This is a genomic window from Pelagibacterium lentulum (assembly GCF_003992625.1).
In the GTDB taxonomy this organism is placed as follows: domain Bacteria; phylum Pseudomonadota; class Alphaproteobacteria; order Rhizobiales; family Devosiaceae; genus Pelagibacterium; species Pelagibacterium lentulum.
Genome location: NZ_RZMW01000035.1, coordinates 1 through 17778 on the forward strand (window position 1 = coordinate 1; position 17778 = coordinate 17778).

Below are 17778 nucleotides of genomic sequence, written 5' to 3' on the forward strand. Positions count from 1 at the left end.
CGCTGCACGCAGCTATAGAGGAACTCGGCCTCCTCGGTGCAGTCGAAATAGCGATAGAGGTCCGCGGTGTCGTTGGTGACCTCGACATTATGGTTAGGCAGGGCCCGCCAGCCGATGAACTCCATCAGGGGACCGGAATGCCGCTTGAGGATCGTGGCATAGTCGTCGATGCGATCCAGCATGACGGCCGAGACGGGAAACACCATGCCGGGCGGGGTGTATTTACGCTCGGCGAGCACGTGGTGGACAAGACAGCGGTGCAAACGTCCGTTGCCGTCGACCAGCGGGTGGACGTATACGAACCCGAATGCAATCGCGGCAGCTTGCAGAACCGGATCGACGTCTGAGGTCCGCAGCCTGTTGTTGCATTCATTGAGGCCGGTCATGATGTCGGGAACATCCTGAGGACGGGCACCGATGAACTCGGGCAAAGGATCATGGTTGTGATCCCGCTCGCCCAGAAATACGCCCTCGCTGCGATATCCGATCTCGGTGAACCGATCGTCGCCGATCAGGATGCGGTGCAGTCGGTAGATTTCGGTCTGGTTGAGCGGACGCTTGCCAGCCCCGAGAACGGCACGTCCCCAACGCTCGAGCCGACTGGCTGGCGCGCGTTCCCCTTCGATCTCGAAACTCGCGCGGCTGTCTGCAAGCAACAGAAAACTTGCAGCCCGGGAAACAATGTGAGCGCCGGTTCGCCCTATCGTCTCCTGTGCCTTCCTGGAAAGATCGAGGGCCAGAAATGCTTCCAGCTTTTCTGTGCGCCTGATAATCGGACAGAACGCGCCCGTACCAAGCAGATTGTTGCGCACGCGATGGCGCAGGGACAGCGACGCGGGGCCGGTGAAATAGGCTTCGGGATCGAGTGCGTCGACGGCGGTGACTGTGGGGGCGTCGTCGATATCGAGCCGCTTGCCGCTCAAGGTTTCATAAAAGAACCACACACGTCGCGTCACCGCGCCGGTCGGTGTTCGCTGGATGAAATCTATGAGGTCCTGTTCCGGCAACGCATCGAGGATGCGTTTGAGAACCAGAAGATCGATCGGCTCATGGCGCAGTGCAAAGCCGAGATGCCCATCGAGAGTGTCGTCCGGTTGATACCGCTTGTCATAGACCTCCCAGATGCCCTCCCCCCGGCGATTGCCGCGTACATGTCGCTCGGAAATGCAGGCGGGGTTTCTCACAGGCGCCTTCACATCGAGCGCGTGGACGAGAGCGGTCCACCCCGCGAGCCGCGTGCCCTTTGGAACGGGCTCGTTCTGAAAATGGGCAGGTTTGCCGGCATCCAGCTTCATGTCGGTTTTCCCTCATGCCTGTCGAAAATCGATCACGTATCGTGTATCTGTCGAAAGGATCTTACAGCTCAAGGATTGAAAATCAATCACCGATGTCGAAAATCGTTCATGAAGAGGCAGGTCGGTGCTTGGAGCAGGTCCTCGGCCCCAAACAGGTCATGCGGACAGCATACCTACGCCACCCGAAGCCGAGAGAAGAATCGGAGCCTGTAGCGGATTTCCGGTAGGTGTGTGGATTGGCGGTAGCGGTCTTCCGCTACCAAATTTCCCGTTAAATTGCAGGTAGTTAGGTCAGTCGCGCTGGGCGCGCGCCACGGCGTAGAGCGTCCGGGGTTGCATTCTGGGTTGCAACAAACGTAGGTTTCAAATCAGAGCCGAACTATTGCACGGTCAACTTAAACCAAATGGCCTCCGGCAAACCCGGGCCGGTTCAATCCGTGTGCGCGCCCGTCAGAGAATTGGATAAAAATCCGGCATTGAGAGCGCCTGTCGCAGATGAACTCTCCCCAAGATCTTGTCACGGTTCCTCATTGGGCCAACGCGCCCATGCATGCGGTTTGCCCGTCAAATCTACATAGACCGACTTTTGCGCCGTATAGGCCCTTATGCCCTCTTGGCCTTTTTCGCGACCGATCCCGGAATCCTTTTCGCCTCCAAAAGGAGTAGAAATTGAAAACTGCTTGTAGGTGTTGATCCAGACGGTCCCCGTCGTGATCGCACGAGCCGTGTGCCAAGCTTTGGGGAAGTCGCGCGTCCAAATCCCGCATGCAAGGCCGTATTCATTGTCATTAGCCTGAGATATCACGTCGGCCTCGTCGTCAAATGGCAAAACGCACAAAACGGGCCCAAACACTTCCTCCCGACATATCGCAGCGTCATTTGCCACGCTGGTCAAAATGGTCGGCATATAATACGCACCCTTTTCATAGATTGCGCCTTCTGGCCGCGCACCTCCGCAGAGGACTTGGGCCCCAGAGGCAATCGCGGTTTCGACTTGCTCGACCACCGACCTGTGATGATCGAAGTGTACAAGCGGTGCAACCTGGGTCTGTTTATCGAAGGGGTCACCGACAACAAGGCTCTTGGTTGCTGTCACAAGGCGCTCCAAAAATTTGTCATAAATTGTCCGCTCAACGAACAGGCGCGTGCCAGCGATACAGCTCTGTCCGCTCGAGGAAAAAACCCCAAACAGGATCCCCGCTATGGCTAAGTCTATATCCGCGTCTGCGTACACAATGGTGGGGGACTTACCGCCCAGTTCCAACGACACGGGCATCAGCTTGTCCGCCGCCTGGCGCGCCAGCATACGCCCCGTGGAAGTGCCGCCGGTAAAGCTGACTTTGCTGATGTTCGGATGTTCGACAAGCAGATTACCTATCTCGCGACCGGCGCCCGGCAAAACGGAAAACAACCCTGTGGGCAAGCCCGCTGCTTCAATTATGCGCGCCAGTTCTAGCGAAACCAACGGCGACCACGAGGCAGGCTTGAGCAGCACCGCATTTCCGGCTGCAAGTGCGGGCGCTACCTTTTGCGCGTCCGAGGCGATAGGTGAATTCCACGGCGTGATCGCCGCAACCAGTCCAAGGGGTTCGTGGACCGACATCGAGAGGTAGTCGCCACGTGGTGAGGTCAGATCATCGTTAAGCGTTTCCAGCGCTGCGGCAAAATATCGAAACGTACCCGCAGCGGAAGCTGCCAGCGCCCTTGTTTCGCGCAAGGTCTTTCCGGTATCGCGCGTCTGAATATAGGCGATACGCGCAGCGCTGCATTCGATACCATCGGCAATCTTGTGCAGGTAACGCGCACGTTCGTATGGCTTCAAATTGCGCCAGGCCGGATCGGCCTGTGCCTTGAGTGCACGTTCAATGGCGCGTTCGCCATCGCCTTTGCTTGCGCCTTTGAGCACCCGATTGGTCGAACCGTCAGCCGAGAAAATCGAGGTGATCTCTGCCCCTGAGCCCTCTTCCCACTGCCCGCCCAGATAGAGCTTCGGTCCCGGCAACTCGTAGGTGTTCATACCGCCTGCTCCCGACTGCGATTGAAAATTTCCCGGGCCACCGAATAGACGGTTGTCACCGACGTTTTTGGGTTGTTCTTGGAGGGGCGCCCCTCGATCTTGATACTGAAATCGGCGCCATTTGCGGTGACACTGTATTCATGCACGTTTCCTTCGACCTTAGGGTCTGCAATCAGACGCACTTGCGTGCCATCGAATCCGCGCCCGGCGAGCGCAAGCGTTGCCGCCACATTTGCATTCTTGGGGTACTGCGTGGCAGCCTCGCGTGCTGTGCCAGTGAAAAAAACGGTTTCACGATCCAGCGTGTCCAGATCGTGCAATGTTTGGGCATATGTGCCCTTCCAAGCCTGTGGCGGTTTCCTGCCAGTATAGGTCACAGCTTCGATTCCCGAGGCCTTTAGCGCAGACAGGATGTCGATGCCGCCAATGGCACCCGCGGGCAGGATGAACCGCGTGCCACCCGCGCGTGCCGAATCCTTGATCGCCGCGTATAGGACTTCGTCCGCTAGCGCTCCAACTGAAACAATGACAGTCTCGATACCGGCCCGCAGGACGGCGGGCGCGTGTTCACGTACTCCATCGTGGCCGGCACACTCGACGACCAGATCGGGTCTGGTGGCGACCAGCGCATCGGCAGTTTGCACAACGTGCTTTTTGCCTTCGAGCATAGTGGACAGCGAGCGCGCGGTTTCCGCGGATTTGCCGGAATGGCAGAGGACCGACACTTGCGAAAGCTTCGTGCCTTCGCTTGCCAAGACCCCCAGAAGCGTGCGTGCAATATTGCCGTAGCCGATCAGTCCCAGATGCATATTATCAGGCCTTGTTACCCGCAGCGCCCGCAGGAGGGCCCGAAAAGCTCTCTGCAAACGGCCCGACGGCAAGCATGTCGACCTCGATCAATTGAGGCCCTTCGGCTGCGATGGCTGCATCAAGCATGCCCTCGAAGTCCGCTACCGCTGAAACCTTATGGTGGGGCAGCCCGATTGAAGCGCAGTGTCCCGCAAAGTCAGGCGTCCTGAGCGCAGAGAAATGGTAGCGGCTATCGTATTGCGCATCCTGAATATTGCGGATCACGCCATATGCCTGATCGTTCATCAGAATGTAAACGACTGGGGCATTCTCCTCGACCGCAGTGATCAACTCGGAGATACCGAGCTGGGTCCCACCGTCGCCCAAAAGGGTAACCGCCTTTGCCGATTTCGAAGCGATGGCTGCACCGATACCCATCGCAACACCCTGCCCTATGCCGCCGCCCAGGGCATGCACACCGTGATTGGGCTGGGCAATCTTGACGTAGCGGTTGCCAAACGTGGAGTTAGATATGGTGACATCACGGACCCACGGATGGCGTGCAGACGCTACGCGCTCCAGTAGCGCATCCGCTATGGTCACATAGGGGCCTATCGCCGCGCGCATAGCGCCCTCCACCTTGGCTCGCACTGTCGCCACGTCCAAAGTAAGGTTAGGATCAACCTGCAGCGTTTCTGGCAAACGCTCGAGCAACCGCTCCAGTGTGTCAGCTGCATCGCCGTGCAGGAACAAACTGACCGGATAGTTTCTGCCACCCTGAAATGCATCGGCGTCAATCTGCACCAACGGCCTGGGTAGTTTCATGGTGTTGTTAAGGGTTTCATTACCACGCAGTTTGGAGCCGACGACGATCATCAGGTCCATCGTTTCGTAAAGTGCCTGCGTCTCCGGCGCCATGTTAAAGGCACCCAGATTGGCTGGATCGCCTTCCGAAACGATAGCCCGGCCATTTGTGGAGGTCACTGCAGCAAATCCGCGCCTCACCAGTTCGGTCGCCTGTTTGCCAGCACGTCGCGCGCCGCCGCCGAGCCAAAGCATCGGACGCCGCGCGCGCAGAACCAGTTTGGCTAATTCATCGATCGAGGCATCGCAAGTCCGTGGATACTGCGGTGCGAGCTTGAAAGCACCTCCGGTAGGCGGTGCCGGCATCCGCTGCACATCCACAGGAATTTCGAGACACACCGGTCCGCAGGGTGCGCTGATTGCCGCGCTAATGGATGCCGTCAATGCACCAATCGCCTGTTGTGCGCTCCACATGCGATAGTAGGCTTTTGAGATACCCTTGAGCATGTCAGGCTGACGCGGCACATCGTGGATTGGCGCACGATCACGGTCCATGAACTGAGTATCGACAGTCGAGGTAATGTGTAACAGGGGCGTCCCGGCCGTGAGCGCTTCCAGCTGCGCTCCAGCGGCATTGCCAGCCGCCGTGCCTGTAGACGTTATTACCACTCCCATGCGCGAAGAAACGCGAGCATAGGCATCGGCCATGTTCATTGCTCCGGCCTCACCGCGGGCAGGAACGAACCGAATGCGCCCCTGCCTGGCAACCGCATCCAGGATCGGCATATTGTGGATTGAGATCACGCCGAAAATTACTTCAACGCCGATATCTGCGAGGTATTCGGCGATGAATTCGCCGACGGTACTATTTGGGATCACGTGCTCGAGCTTCATCGCCGGTTCCATTTTTTTAGATATGCCGAGAAAGGCCGCCCGAGACATCGAGTTGCGCACCAGTTATGTAACTGGCAGCCCGAGACCCTAGAAATGCGATTGCGGCCGCCGCCTCGCTGGGATCGCCCAGTCGTCCAAGCGGGATCCCTTTGCTTCGGGCAAGATTGCCATACCACTGCTCCCGGCTCATCGATTGATCCTCCCGTTCGGCAAACCGTCGCGTCCATTGGCCGGAACCAACAAGGCCCAATAAAACTGAGTTAACTCGGACATCAGGCGCCAGCTCCATACTCAGCGACTTGATCAGATTCTGGACCCCCGCACGCGCAGAAGACGTGCAAACCATATGCATCTCTGGTTGGTATGCCAGCAGCGAATTGACCGCGACAATTGCTCCCTTCGATGACTTTAACATCGGCAAAAAGGCCCTGATCGGATAGATTTGACTAAAGAGCTTAAGTTCATACTCTGCCCGCCAGTCTTCGTCCGACGTCTCAACGAACGTAGAAACACGCCCTTGTCCGGCATTGTTGACGAGCAGATCGCAACGGCCAAATGTCGATGCCACATCTGATGCGAATTCCTGAACGGCACCAGCGTCGAGTACCGAAAGCGCCCGTGCCAAGACTTTCTCAGTCCCATAGTCGCGCTGCAACACCGAGACCACATCGCGAAGGCGGCCTTCTCCGCGCGCACAAAATGCGACATTTGCACCCTGACTAAGCAGCAATTGGACGGTGGCCAATCCAATCCCGGACGATCCACCCGTCACCACCGCAACCCTGCCTTCATATGATGTTGTCATTGGCTTCGCTTTCACTTGTGGATCAGAAAGGGGCGTCTTTTTCGCAATAGGTGAATGAGCGATCCAACACCTGCACCCGTTCAATCATGTAGCTCTGCGACGCCCTCTTGCATCGCGTCCTTGATGGTCAATGCAATGGTAGCTGCGAGCGCGTCTGGAGCCTGCCGGTGCAGCGCGTGGCCACAATTGGGCACAGACACAAATTTGCTCCGGGCTTTTGGGACGAGAGCTTGATATGCTGCGCGGGATTGTTCAGGTGGCGTCACTTGATCGTGCAGACCTACTATGACTGATGTGGGCACCTGAACCTTGGTGCAATCGGCGCTCAAATCTCCCGAAGCCAACATTCGCACCGCTTGGCCATATCCTGGCATCGTGATTGTCGTCATATCTGCACGAACGGCCTCAACAAGATCGTGATTAACACCTGGCTCGAAGACCAGGCGCGGGGAACGGATACGTGCAAATTCATTCACGCCAAGCCTATCGAGATCTTCAAGCCTCTTGGCGTCAATTTCTGAAAGCTTGTGCCCTCTGGGAGTACCACGTCCGTGAGCGCAAGATGCAAGGGTGAGGCTGGACACGCGGTTCGGATAAGCCGCGGCAAATGACGCTCCAATCAATGTGCCCAGTGAATGGCCCAAGACATGTACGCGGTCGAGCTTTAAGCCGTCACAGAATCGTAAAAGTGCGTCCGCATAGTCTGCCGCTAGAGGCCAGTCGGAGGCCAGAGGACGGCTCCTCCCATAGCCCGGCGCGTTCCACGCGATAACGCGCAAGTCAGGGCCGAGCCGCTCCGCAAGCGGTGCGAATGTCGTCGCCAGCGAGCCGATACCGTGTAAACAGATCAGAGGCGTTCCATTGCCGGGCCTCTCATGCCATTCGATATCGCTGGTAAGTGGTTGCCGCTGCATCATCATTCCAATTGCAGACAGTTTCGATGGAAAGGCACCTTGTAGCTGCCCCCCTGATGGCAGCGAGCCGAACTCTTTAAGGTCAGCCAAGTTAGCCTTTAAAATGCCACTGCGTGCTTTGCCTGGGCATTTGCACGTCGCGTGAAACATGTGTGGAGGGGAAGGACGTGCCCCTCCACACCCCAAAGTTAGCCAGCAGCCTTGCTTCCTGCAGGCCGCGGAATCTTCGATACAGGATGATCTTCGGGATAAGTTGGCGTGACTGGCTTTGGATTCCCGATCATTACGCACATGAGTGCTTCTTCGATCCCCTCATTGCGCAGTCCGCGATAAACCCCTGGGGGTACCGATATAATGTCGCGTTCGGTCAAGACAGTTTCCACCATCTCACCCTTATGCTCGATGAACAGACGAATCTTATGACCCTTGAGAATGAAGAAAACTTCCTCAGCATCTCGATGAATATGTAGCGGGCCCTCGCAACCAGCAGGTAACACCATAGTCGAAAACGTAAAGTGCTCTGCGGGCACCACGTTTTCATCGTCGGTGACGCCAGTTGCGCCGGTACCGATATAGCGCATTTGGGCCCGACGATACTTAGGATCAAAGTCTGCCTGGAATTTTAGGGCATTCCAGTCGATCGTGCGGGTTTCATAACGCGCTACCCGGCTTTCGATCCATTCGGCCAAAGTCTTACCCTCAGGCACGTTCACATCATCGGGTTCGATAGAGGGAAATTTAATGGGTGCAGACATAGGTGTCTCCATAGTGGTGGACGTTGGGTCGGCCGTAGCCAGACCGGATTGAAGGATCAAATTGTGGTGGGACGCGAACTCTCATGCCAAGGGATCAACACCTTGCGGAGCGATCCAACGAGGAAATAGAGAACGAACCCAATGAGCGCGAGAACGATGACAACAGCAAACAGGCTACTAACCTGAAGTTCCTGAAGTTTAATTGTTGCGAGGTATCCCAGGCCGCTCGAACCGGCCACGAATTCCGCTACAACCGCTCCGATAATCGAGAGCACGATTGCCATCTCCATGCCGGTCAGAATGTACGGCAATGAGCTGGGTAGGATGAGCTTTGCGAACCGGCGACTGCGGCTGGCCTTGCCAACCTCAAACAATTCCAAAAGCCCATGGTCAACGGAACGTGCACCGAGATATGTGTTGGCAAATACCGGGAAGAAGGCCAGCACCGCCGAAACTATGATTTTGGATTCAAGGCCAAAGCCGAACCATAATATAAACAGTGGAATCAGCGCGACTTTCGGCGTGACCTGCAGCGCGATGACGAATGGCTTGAAGACCGTGTCAAGCATCTGGTTGCGACCCAGAAGCATCCCTGCCGTGACCCCGAATATACATGCAAAGGCAAAGCCGCCTAAACATTCGAGCAGAGTGATATAGAGGTGACGCCAGATTTCGCCTGTCGCGAAAAGCTCAAAAAGGGCGACGAATACCTGCTCCGGTGGCGGCAAAACCAAACGCGAAACCTCGAAGAACTCGACGTAAAACTTCCAGATCAGGAAGAAGCCAATAACGGCAGTTGCTTGAATAAGATAACGCTGTGAATTAGCCATGATCTGGGTCCTGCAACTTGGCGCGGATATCGTTGACCAGCGCGTTGTACTGATCGGAACCAACAAGAGGCGCACGGGGGCGCTCAAGCTCGATTCCGACGACATGGGTTACCCGGCCGGGACGCGGCGACATCACGAATACCCTGTCAGCGAGATGCACGGCTTCTGCGATCGAGTGCGTGATCAAGAGCGCGGTGAAGCGTTGCTTAAGCCAGATTTCTTCTGTGTCGCCTGTGATCTTTTCCCGTGTGAGAGCATCAAGTGCACCGAACGGCTCATCAAGAAGCAGGAGGTCTGGCTCGGGAAACAGTGCCCGCGCAACGGAAGCCCTCTGCCGCATACCGCCCGAAAGTTCTGCTGGACGCGACTTGGTGAATGCCTCCAAACCAACCAAACTGGCCAATTCAAGCGCTCGATTGCGATCTTTCTCATTCGGGCGCCGGCGCATCGTTGCCGGCAACATAATGTTATCCAGCACCGAACTCCACGGAAGCAAGCGATGCTCCTGAAATGCAACCGAACTCTGTCCGGCTTGGCCACTGGTCCACGTGATCGCACCGGATGTCGGCGCATCGAGATCTGCCAGAAGCCGCAGCAAGGTGGATTTTCCGCAACCTGAAGGTCCAACTATCGCGACGAACTCGCCTTTTCCGATCGCCATATCAATGCCGTCGAGAGCTGTCACGCCGCTTTCAGCGGAGCCAAAGATGCGTCCCACCTTATTGACTGTCAGCAATGGCGGCTTGGCCTCGGCTGCATTCTGCGCAGCCGAGGAAACCAGAGACGGCTTAGCCCGCATTGGCTTGATCCCAAAAGCGATTGGTAAAGAGTTCGAGATCGGTTTCGGACGTAATCGAACCCGCATCGCGCAGAAGAGCCTCTCCTTCCGCCCATTGCTCGGGGTCGCAACGCAAGGCATTGTCGACCCCGTTAGCAACCCACAGGTCGCGGTTGCCCTTGAGATCCTGGATTGCAACTTCAGTGTTTTCCGACCCGGGAATATCGAACATGGAGCGCATGGATTCGATAACAGGTTCAAGGTCGTCGCCACGAGCGACGATATCTTGGACGGCGCGATATGCACCGCGCACGAATGCCGTCAACTCATCGGGCCGTTCTGCCACTGTATTCTCGTGAGCGATATACACCTGCCCCGGGATACCGTCACGCACAGGCTCAATTGCAATGGGCAAGCCTTCGGCTTGCAGCCTTGTCGCAGTACTCACATTGCCGAAAAAACCGTCTAGCCTCCCGGCTTCAATAAGCCCAAAACCGGCAGGGGTATCGGCCACGCGTTCGCGGTTGACTTCAGCAGGATCGAGCCCGTTGCGCCGCAACATCAGGTCGAGCGTCGCTTCCATCGATCCACCGAGCGAGGCCATGCCAACAGTACGGCCGATATAGTCTTCGGCGTCCACGATGGGATCCTCTTCCGGAGAAATCATGAAAAATGGCGAGATCTGAGCGATCGTTGCGATGGCAATCACCGGCGCCGACTGCTCAATGCGCGAAATCATGTAATTGGCGCCACCTGTGCGGGAGACGTCAACCTGTTCGGCCGCAACCAACTGAATGGTTTGGGCAGCGCCGCGCCCACCCTCGACATGCACGTCGAGGCCTTCTTCGGCGAAAAATCCGCCACTCTGACCATACATGATGGCCGAGAATGCTAGTGAGTATCCTTGCGGCGTCAAGAAAACGAGGCGCCCTGCCTCCTGGGCAACTACTTGTCCAATACCCATGCCCGCAAACATGGATCCCGCAGACAGTGCAGCAGTAGACTTGAGAAATTGGCGACGTTTCATAACGGCTCCTCTTCCGTTGTTTCGCATATGAAACATATGTTTCAGTAGCGCAACGATAAGAAAGTTACTGCCGCGTGTCAACGTCAACAGCGCGTCTTGGCCGCCAGTGGACTTCAGTAGCGCGCGTTCAGGCGAGCTTCATCGTTCGGGCACCGACGGTAAAACTTTGAAAAACTGAGCGTTTTGTGTGTCTGAAAATTCGGGCCAAATTACAGAGAATCTGGAATCTCTATTTCCTGCGCTGTTGATAAAAGCGCTTTGAGGAGCACCTGCTCCTGTCCGCCGTTCAGCAATCCAAAACCAACGACGGATATTGCGGCGACAATTTTCCCGCCCTCCCCGCGAATTGGCACGGCCATGCTGTCTAGGCCGTTCTCGTAAATCGATTGTCCAACCACATAGCCACGATCACGATCTTCGCGAAGTTGTTCGGCCAACTCGTCTAGAGACCTTGCCGTTGTTCTGGTGAAGACTGGCAACGTCTCGTCTTCCTCAAAAATCGCTCTTAACTCTTCGTACGAACTATCGATGAGAAGTGCGCGCCCCAATGTGGTCGCATGTACCGGAAGGCGAGCGCCGACCTGCACATTGCCTGTCATTGCATCAGCAGAAGCAAAGCGCATGAGATAAACGACATTCCTGCCCTCACGCTTGGCAAGATGTGTTGAACCTTGGGTTTGGTCCCTCAGGCGTCGCAATGGCCCTTCCGCGCGGTCGACCACGTCCATTGAAGAAAACAAGGAATATCCCAACGACAGAACAGCCGTACCAAGCTCATAGCGCTCATCGTCTGAACTCTTTTTCAGAAAGCCCAGACTTTCTAGCGTGTAAATCAATCGGAACGCCGTCGCCCTGGGCAGATGTAGGATCGACGATATTTCGGCAAGACTCAACCGTGGCCGATCTCGTCTGAACAGGGTAAGAACCGTAAGACCGCGATGCAGGGCAGGAACAATATAGCTTGCGTTCGGAAGACGACCATCGTCACGACTAATCGGCAAGAGCTGTGGTTTGGTGATTTTTTTTTCGGTGCCGTTATCCATTGAGTGACCTTTATCAGTCCTGTCCGGCGCAGGAAACAACCTGCTTGCTTGACCCGCTATCATTGCGGATCGAAAGCGTCAAACCTTTCCAAATCAGTTACAATGGAAAGCTTACCAGCGATACTTCCCGACCTCGCGACAATGCCGGCACCTTGAGAATCGGTGCGCAGGGGCTATTCGGTCCGCAAAACTCGAGACTCTTTAAAAATCATCAGATGCCGGATCGAAATGCGTTACTAGGGCCAATATCTCCTGGGACATTTCTATGTCGCGCGCGCTTTGTTCAACCAGTGCCTCAACATTGGGAAACGCAATGATGTCCCGTAGTCTCTCGACAATCTTCACCCGAACCCGATCGCCATAAATATTGCGATCAAGATCATGAATGAAGACCTCGTATTGGCGGCCCACAACGTCATGAAAGGTCGGATTGTACCCAACGCTCATGGTTGCCGGCCTCATGATAGGCTCGGGAGGAATATTGACGAAACACGCATAAATGCCGTCGACCGGTGTGTCCGAATCAACTGAAATCGCCAGATTCGCTGTTGGGAAGCCCAGTATCCGGCCGCGCCCATGGCCCGATGTGACCACCCCCTCCAATGTCAGGCACATTGCGTCGGCACACATTCCTCGTTCATTAGCTCGCGGAACTGGCTGTGGTGGAAAACCAAGGGCTTCACCGCATCGAAAAGTTGGGCCTCGCGAACGTCAAACACCACGATATCGTGATCTCCTGCTGTGAAATTGGCACTCATGGAGCATTCCAGCCAAAGTGCAGCACCGTCGATCAGGACCGCTCCATCATTGCTGACCGTCCAGGCTTCATCCTTGAACCGATCTGCCGAGCGTGAGGCAAGCTTGCGGCACAAACCACCATGCTGTGCACCAAGCACGCTCAATCCCAACCGCGGCGCTTGCGCCAAAAGTGGCCATGTTGTCGATGTGCGGGCCACACAGATCGAGACAAGCGGCGGTTTCAGTGAAACGGAGTTGAACGAGTTTACCGCAAAGCCGACAGGACGGCCCTCGACCATGGCGCAAACGGCAACCACACCTGTGGGGAAAACAGAAAAGACGCGCCGAAGATCTGATTGCGAGGCCATGACCGCCATATTCATATTTTCTGACATTACCTTTTCCTCCCTGGCTTGATGAATGCCTGGCCTGGGCGACCGACATTGAGCAACTTAATTATTCCATCTTGAATATTCAGATTGCGGGATATACCTTGTCGCCCATGTCGAACATTACCCGCCTTATGGTGCTTGGCGCCGTGTTTCAGTTTCAGCCCGCGCATGGCTACTTCCTGCGGCGCGAACTCATGACTTGGCACGTCGATGAATGGGGCCATGTGAATCCCGGGTCGATTTACAATGCCCTGGGGGCGCTCAAAAAAGACGGCTATGTGGAAGAGCACAGCGTCGAAACCGAAGGACGCCGCCCTGAACGTACGGTTTACAAGGTGACACCCGAGGGGGAAGTTGAATTTCTGCGCCTTCTGCGTCAGGTCATCTGGACAGTTGACGCATTCGATACAAAGTCCGCGATGGTTCTTGTCTCGTTCATGTTCGCCTTGAGCCGACAGGAAGTGATCGAGGTTCTTGAGCATCGCATTCGCGAAATTGATGCCCGCATCAAGGCGAATGGCTATCAGATCGAGGACGTTTTGCAATCCACGACGACACCGGTCTATGTGCGGGAAATATTTGAGCTGTCCATCAACCGGCTGAGCGGAGAGCGCCAGTGGGCTGAGACGCTTCTGGGTCGATTGAAGCAAGGCGACTATAATTTCGTCGGCGAAAAACCGACTGACCGGGGGCGCAACCGCACCTGAAATACGCGTAAAACATTCGCTCATTGCACTGACTCAATAATGTCGTTGCCGCGCGCGATCATCCTGTCGAGATTACGCGGGCAAAGCGTCTCTGTTTGAGCCCCCGTGGCCATTGCGACGATGGCGCCGGCGGCCGCTGCACGAACAAGCGCGTCGCCACACGATATTTTGGCACTCAATGCTGCCGCAAGTGCGCCGCAAAACGCGTCGCCCGCCCCTGTCGTATCGCGGGGCGTGATCCTGAATGCCGGGACACGTATCGGTTCAGCGCCATGCACATGCCATTCGGCGCCCCGAGCCCCCAAGGTCAACACCACCGCGTCCGGACCGGACTGAAGCAATGCCTCCACGCCACCGAGCTCTGCCGCCTCTGTTTCATTGACCACCACAATATCCGCCAGCGCCAGCGTGGCAGTGGTTACGGATCCGGACGGAGCCGCATTCAGTATCGTAGTAACGCCAGCGTCCTTGCCGAGCGCCAATGCAGCACTGGCCGTGTCATGGCCGACTTCCATTTGGACCATCAGGACATCAGCACCAAGCAGAGCCTCAGGCAAAGCCTGAACATCCAAAGCTGCATTCGCGCCCGGCACAACGATAATGGCATTTTCCGACCCGGGCAGGGACAGCACCTGCGCTGCGCCGGTTGGCGAGTCGGGATCGACTTGCAAAAAACGGTCTTCAAGACCGATTTGGTCGAACGCTTCGCGCAGCAAGGCGCCTTCGCTGTCGTTCCCAACGCGACCGAAGAAGCGGACTGCCGCACCGGATCGGTGCGCTGCCACGGCCTGATTGAACCCCTTGCCACCGGGAAATTTGCCCATGGTCCGCCCCAAAAGCGTCTCGCCCGGTACCGGGAGGCGTTGCATACCGATCATATGATCCATGTTTATGCTGCCAACAACGCAGACCGTGCCCATCACGCCACCTCCGGATTAAGTGCCCAGACCTGCCCGGTACGATGAACCCGGATGGTCGTCGCGCAATACAGGCGTCGCAGTGCCGACAAGGCGCTGCCGGAGCGTGGGCTCAGGATGTCCTTCACGAGCAACGCCGCGCGCACGCAATATCGGCAGGACCTGCTCCACAAAATCCCTGGTCGAACCGGGCTGTGTGACTGGTGTTAAAAGAAATCCATCCAGATCGGCGCTTTCTGCAAGCTCGCAGATCGTATCGGCGATGACTTCCGCAGTTCCGAGGAACGCCTTGGGCCTTACCCCATGTGCATGCCATTCATTGAGCACTTGACCAACCGTCATGTCACCGAAACGCGCAATCTGCGTTTGCGACAATTCCGTATGCAGCGAACTCATCGGGGTATCCACATCGTAGGATGACAGATCCAGACCGGTAAACATGGCGTAAGAGGCAACCGCTACGTCCGGATTCTGTGCCTCCAGAACCTCGTTATACTTGCGATGCGCTTCTTCCGTCGTCGCCCCCACTACACAGGAAAAGGCGCTCATCAGCTTGATCGATGCAGCGTCGCGTCCGGATTTGACGGCTTCCTGACGAATGGCCCTGACCTGTTCGGCGAGCTTTTCAGGCGACCCACCTCCAAGAAAGATACACTCGCCATGGCGTCCGCCAAACGCCCGCCCACGCGGAGACGTGCCAGCCTGGAACAGGACAGGAGTGCCCTGAGGCGAGTATGAAGAATTCCCGTACCCATCGCAGGCAAAATGGGGTCCCTTGTGCGATATGCGGTGGACCTTGCCCGGGTCTGCAAAATTGCCCTGCTTATCCCGCTCCAGCGCGTCGGGCTCCCATGCGCCTTCAAACAGCTTATAGACAAGGTCCATGAAGTCATCCGCCATGTCATAGCGCGCGTCGTGTGCGACCATGGGTATGCCGAAAGCGCGCGCTGCAGTTTCCGCGGTCCCCGTCGTCACAACGTTCCATCCGATCCGGCCCTGGGACAGATGATCGAGGCTGGCCATGCGGCGAGCAAAAGCATATGGCTGCTCGAGCAGGGTTGACCCCGTTACAACCAGACCCAGCCGTGTCGTTTGCGCCATGATTGCCGCTGCCACGATGAACGGATCAAGACGTGGCAAATCGAGCGACTCACGCGAGCAGATTTCCGGCCGCTGGCCGTTGACTTCGGACCACCCCCAGGCATCGGCAAGAAACAGGAAGTCCAGGCCGCCCTCTTCGCAAGTGCGCGCGATTTCACGCCAGTAATCAAGTCGATCGAAACCGTCACGCTTGTTATCCTTATGGCGCCAAGTCGCCGTGCCGGAATCATTGGCCTGCGCGTTTTCAAACAGGCCGAAACGAAGTTGCTTCATTTCTTGTAACTTTCTTCTAGAGGAATGGAGTGCCAGGATCAGCGCCCGACAATGCTCTGATCGCTCCACCACAGAACGCGTTTCCGCACTACGGCCAGGGCTGAAACAAGCACCACGCCAAGTACGCAAAGCAATACGATACAGGCCCAGGTAACCGGCAGGTTTGCCTGTGCGGCGGCAATGGTCAGCAAGGACCCAAGGCCGGCTTGTTGACCTGGTGCGACAAACTCGGCCACGGCGGCACCTACAACCGACAGCGGCAACGCAATTCGCAGGCCAGCGAAAAAGAATGGCATGGAACCTGGGAAGCGCAGGTCGCGAAAAATCTCCCAGCGACTTGCATTGAGCGTACGCATCACGTCGAGCGCACGAGCATCGACATCCTTGAGACCAGCCAGCGAATTGACCAGCATGGGGAAAAATACCACCAGACCCGTCACAATATATTTCGGCATCATGCCAAAACCGAAGGCAACGACCAGGGCCGGCGCTATTGCAACGACCGGTGTCACCATAATGACCACCATCAGCGGCATGACCGCACGCTCAACAATCGGCAGCTCTGCCATTATGACCGCAAGAAGAAAGCCGCACAGAATGCCGAAACCGGCACCAATGGCAATCTCCTGGCTCGTTACGAGCATATTTGCCCAGTACATCTGCGGTGACTCGAGAAGACTGGAGCCTATGGCATCGAGTGTCGGGATCACAAATGGGTTGGAGATAGCCAGCAGCTGCCAGACGACTGCAACAACAAAGAAAGTTATCAGCGGAGGGGCCCAGGAAGCGATAATCGCGCCAACCCGGTAGCTGAACAAACTTGTTTTTTTGCCCTCTCCAGCCGTAGCCATTCCCACATTCGTAAAATTAGACATGAACTTGCCTCATCACGGTTTTCAGGCTGTTACGCACATACCCTTCAAGGTCACGGAATGCGTCGGTGGCATAGACTGCTTCATCGCGGGGGCGCGGAAGATCGACAGGAATAATTTCTGCGATCCTTCCTGGGTGAGCCGCCATGAGAATAATCCGGTCGGAAAGCATGATGGCTTCGGGCACCGAATGCGTAACGAACATCACCGACTTGCGGTTGGACTGCCAGAACTCGAGCAATCCCATGCGCTGCTTGTCGCGGTTCATTTCATCGAGGGCCGAAAACGGCTCATCCATAAGCATTACGGCCGGGTCGAAGACGAAGGCGCGTGCAATCGCTACGCGCTGCTGCATTCCCCCGGAAAGCTGAGAGGGGAACTTGTCTATCGCATTGCCCAATCCGAATGAGTGCAACAGGGCTTCGGGGTCACGCATGGTCCTTCCCGCATTGGAACGCTTGTTGACAAGCATCGGCAACCGCACATTGTCGAGAACGGTGCGCCAGGGCAGCAACGCCGGAGATTGAGGAACGAGCCCAATGGACTTGGCGCGCGCAGCCTCTTTTACCGGCTTGCCATCAATGCTGACGCTCCCGGAGTCGGCCTCCGAGAGCCCCGCCACCAACTTGAGCAAAGTTGACTTCCCGCAGCCGCTCGGCCCAATGACCGAGACAAACTCCCCCTTCTGTATGTTGAAATTGACGTTATCGAGAACGGTTACCTTCGCATCGGGAGGGCCAAATCCCTTGCAAACATTGCAGACCGCGACACCGGAATCCTTGCTGGCTGCGAAGGTTTCAGGCTGCTTAACGACTTCAGCGAGCATC

At 56.5% G+C, this 17778-nt stretch carries 18 protein-coding genes; 1 reads left to right on the plus strand and 17 read right to left on the minus strand.

Annotated elements, in window-relative coordinates:
• The 13 genes from EO133_RS10305 to EO133_RS10365 form a co-directional block, all read right to left on the minus strand.
• Nucleotides 1–1295: Fic family protein (locus EO133_RS10305; protein ID WP_164734970.1), on the minus strand; the 1295-nt coding region annotated here is incomplete at its 3' end.
• 517 nt (nucleotides 1296–1812) lie between these two features.
• Nucleotides 1813–3312, minus strand: coding sequence for an aldehyde dehydrogenase (locus EO133_RS10310; RefSeq protein WP_127072567.1), 1500 nt, complete (start codon nucleotides 3310–3312; stop codon nucleotides 1813–1815).
• Complete coding sequence (locus tag EO133_RS10315) at nucleotides 3309–4121, minus strand: aspartate dehydrogenase (protein WP_127072568.1); 813 nt, start codon at nucleotides 4119–4121, stop codon at nucleotides 3309–3311. The genes EO133_RS10310 and EO133_RS10315 overlap by 4 nt, the downstream gene beginning before the upstream one ends.
• Before the next feature lie 4 nt (nucleotides 4122–4125).
• Nucleotides 4126–5799 carry a thiamine pyrophosphate-binding protein gene (locus tag EO133_RS10320; protein ID WP_127072569.1) on the minus strand — a complete coding sequence of 558 codons (1674 nt, stop codon included), beginning with the start codon at nucleotides 5797–5799 and terminating at the stop codon, nucleotides 4126–4128.
• A 16-nt stretch (nucleotides 5800–5815) separates the two neighbouring features.
• Nucleotides 5816–6604: an SDR family oxidoreductase gene (locus EO133_RS10325; protein WP_127072570.1), complete on the minus strand. Its 789-nt coding sequence runs from the start codon at nucleotides 6602–6604 to the stop codon at nucleotides 5816–5818.
• 80 nt (nucleotides 6605–6684) lie between these two features.
• Complete coding sequence (locus EO133_RS10330; RefSeq protein WP_244640652.1) at nucleotides 6685–7608, minus strand: alpha/beta fold hydrolase; 924 nt, start codon at nucleotides 7606–7608, stop codon at nucleotides 6685–6687.
• A 98-nt stretch (nucleotides 7609–7706) separates the two neighbouring features.
• Nucleotides 7707–8273 (minus strand): cupin domain-containing protein, encoded by a 567-nt coding sequence (locus EO133_RS10335; protein ID WP_127072571.1) that lies wholly within the window; start codon nucleotides 8271–8273, stop codon nucleotides 7707–7709.
• Between the two features lie 56 nt (nucleotides 8274–8329).
• Nucleotides 8330–9103: an ABC transporter permease gene (locus EO133_RS10340; RefSeq protein ID WP_164734971.1), complete on the minus strand. Its 774-nt coding sequence runs from the start codon at nucleotides 9101–9103 to the stop codon at nucleotides 8330–8332.
• Nucleotides 9096–9902, minus strand: coding sequence for an ABC transporter ATP-binding protein (locus tag EO133_RS10345; protein WP_127072573.1), 807 nt, complete (start codon nucleotides 9900–9902; stop codon nucleotides 9096–9098). The genes EO133_RS10340 and EO133_RS10345 overlap by 8 nt, the downstream gene beginning before the upstream one ends.
• Nucleotides 9892–10908 (minus strand): ABC transporter substrate-binding protein, encoded by a 1017-nt coding sequence (locus EO133_RS10350; RefSeq protein WP_164734972.1) that lies wholly within the window; start codon nucleotides 10906–10908, stop codon nucleotides 9892–9894. Before EO133_RS10350 ends, EO133_RS10345 begins: the two co-directional genes overlap by 11 nt.
• A 209-nt stretch (nucleotides 10909–11117) precedes the next feature.
• Nucleotides 11118–11951 (minus strand): IclR family transcriptional regulator, encoded by an 834-nt coding sequence (locus EO133_RS10355; protein WP_164734973.1) that lies wholly within the window; start codon nucleotides 11949–11951, stop codon nucleotides 11118–11120.
• A 201-nt stretch (nucleotides 11952–12152) separates the two neighbouring features.
• Nucleotides 12153–12581 carry a riboflavin kinase gene (locus EO133_RS10360; protein ID WP_127072576.1) on the minus strand — a complete coding sequence of 143 codons (429 nt, stop codon included), beginning with the start codon at nucleotides 12579–12581 and terminating at the stop codon, nucleotides 12153–12155.
• A complete protein-coding gene (locus EO133_RS10365; RefSeq protein ID WP_206513499.1) occupies nucleotides 12557–13084 on the minus strand; it encodes a flavin reductase family protein in 528 nt (175 codons plus the stop codon). Before EO133_RS10365 ends, EO133_RS10360 begins: the two co-directional genes overlap by 25 nt.
• A gap of 107 nt (nucleotides 13085–13191) precedes the next feature.
• Between EO133_RS10365 and EO133_RS10370 the strand changes: the two genes are divergently transcribed.
• Nucleotides 13192–13788 (plus strand): PadR family transcriptional regulator, encoded by a 597-nt coding sequence (locus tag EO133_RS10370; protein WP_127072577.1) that lies wholly within the window; start codon nucleotides 13192–13194, stop codon nucleotides 13786–13788.
• 20 nt (nucleotides 13789–13808) lie between these two features.
• On the opposite strand, the gene EO133_RS10375 is transcribed toward EO133_RS10370, so the two are convergent.
• From EO133_RS10375 to EO133_RS10390, 4 genes are read right to left on the minus strand one after another with little or no spacing between them, the layout of a single operon-like run.
• Complete coding sequence (locus tag EO133_RS10375) at nucleotides 13809–14708, minus strand: ribokinase (protein ID WP_127072578.1); 900 nt, start codon at nucleotides 14706–14708, stop codon at nucleotides 13809–13811.
• 15 nt (nucleotides 14709–14723) lie between these two features.
• Nucleotides 14724–16079: an NtaA/DmoA family FMN-dependent monooxygenase gene (locus EO133_RS10380; RefSeq protein ID WP_127072579.1), complete on the minus strand. Its 1356-nt coding sequence runs from the start codon at nucleotides 16077–16079 to the stop codon at nucleotides 14724–14726.
• A gap of 38 nt (nucleotides 16080–16117) precedes the next feature.
• Nucleotides 16118–16954: an ABC transporter permease gene (locus EO133_RS10385; RefSeq protein ID WP_127072580.1), complete on the minus strand. Its 837-nt coding sequence runs from the start codon at nucleotides 16952–16954 to the stop codon at nucleotides 16118–16120.
• Complete coding sequence (locus tag EO133_RS10390; RefSeq protein ID WP_127072581.1) at nucleotides 16947–17777, minus strand: ABC transporter ATP-binding protein; 831 nt, start codon at nucleotides 17775–17777, stop codon at nucleotides 16947–16949. Before EO133_RS10390 ends, EO133_RS10385 begins: the two co-directional genes overlap by 8 nt.
• Nucleotide 17778: the final 1 nt, after the last annotated feature.

What these genes read in the sequence shown, in the direction of transcription:
- EO133_RS10370 (WP_127072577.1), top strand. Translation starts at nt 13,192, where the DNA reads ATGTCGAACATTACCCGCCTTATGGTGCTTGGCGCCGTGTTTCAGTTT.
- EO133_RS10325 (WP_127072570.1), bottom strand. Translation starts at nt 6,604, where the DNA reads ATGACAACATCATATGAAGGCAGGGTTGCGGTGGTGACGGGTGGATCG.
- EO133_RS10340 (WP_164734971.1), bottom strand. Translation starts at nt 9,103, where the DNA reads ATGGCTAATTCACAGCGTTATCTTATTCAAGCAACTGCCGTTATTGGC.
- EO133_RS10310 (WP_127072567.1), bottom strand. Translation starts at nt 3,312, where the DNA reads ATGAACACCTACGAGTTGCCGGGACCGAAGCTCTATCTGGGCGGGCAG.
- EO133_RS10380 (WP_127072579.1), bottom strand. Translation starts at nt 16,079, where the DNA reads ATGAAGCAACTTCGTTTCGGCCTGTTTGAAAACGCGCAGGCCAATGAT.
- EO133_RS10365 (WP_206513499.1), bottom strand. Translation starts at nt 13,084, where the DNA reads ATGTCAGAAAATATGAATATGGCGGTCATGGCCTCGCAATCAGATCTT.
- EO133_RS10355 (WP_164734973.1), bottom strand. Translation starts at nt 11,951, where the DNA reads ATGGATAACGGCACCGAAAAAAAAATCACCAAACCACAGCTCTTGCCG.
- EO133_RS10315 (WP_127072568.1), bottom strand. Translation starts at nt 4,121, where the DNA reads ATGCATCTGGGACTGATCGGCTACGGCAATATTGCACGCACGCTTCTG.
- EO133_RS10375 (WP_127072578.1), bottom strand. Translation starts at nt 14,708, where the DNA reads ATGGGCACGGTCTGCGTTGTTGGCAGCATAAACATGGATCATATGATC.
- EO133_RS10320 (WP_127072569.1), bottom strand. Translation starts at nt 5,799, where the DNA reads ATGAAGCTCGAGCACGTGATCCCAAATAGTACCGTCGGCGAATTCATC.
- EO133_RS10335 (WP_127072571.1), bottom strand. Translation starts at nt 8,273, where the DNA reads ATGTCTGCACCCATTAAATTTCCCTCTATCGAACCCGATGATGTGAAC.
- EO133_RS10390 (WP_127072581.1), bottom strand. Translation starts at nt 17,777, where the DNA reads ATGCTCGCTGAAGTCGTTAAGCAGCCTGAAACCTTCGCAGCCAGCAAG.
- EO133_RS10360 (WP_127072576.1), bottom strand. Translation starts at nt 12,581, where the DNA reads ATGTGTGCCGACGCAATGTGCCTGACATTGGAGGGGGTGGTCACATCG.
- EO133_RS10385 (WP_127072580.1), bottom strand. Translation starts at nt 16,954, where the DNA reads ATGTCTAATTTTACGAATGTGGGAATGGCTACGGCTGGAGAGGGCAAA.
- EO133_RS10345 (WP_127072573.1), bottom strand. Translation starts at nt 9,902, where the DNA reads ATGCGGGCTAAGCCGTCTCTGGTTTCCTCGGCTGCGCAGAATGCAGCC.
- EO133_RS10350 (WP_164734972.1), bottom strand. Translation starts at nt 10,908, where the DNA reads ATGAAACGTCGCCAATTTCTCAAGTCTACTGCTGCACTGTCTGCGGGA.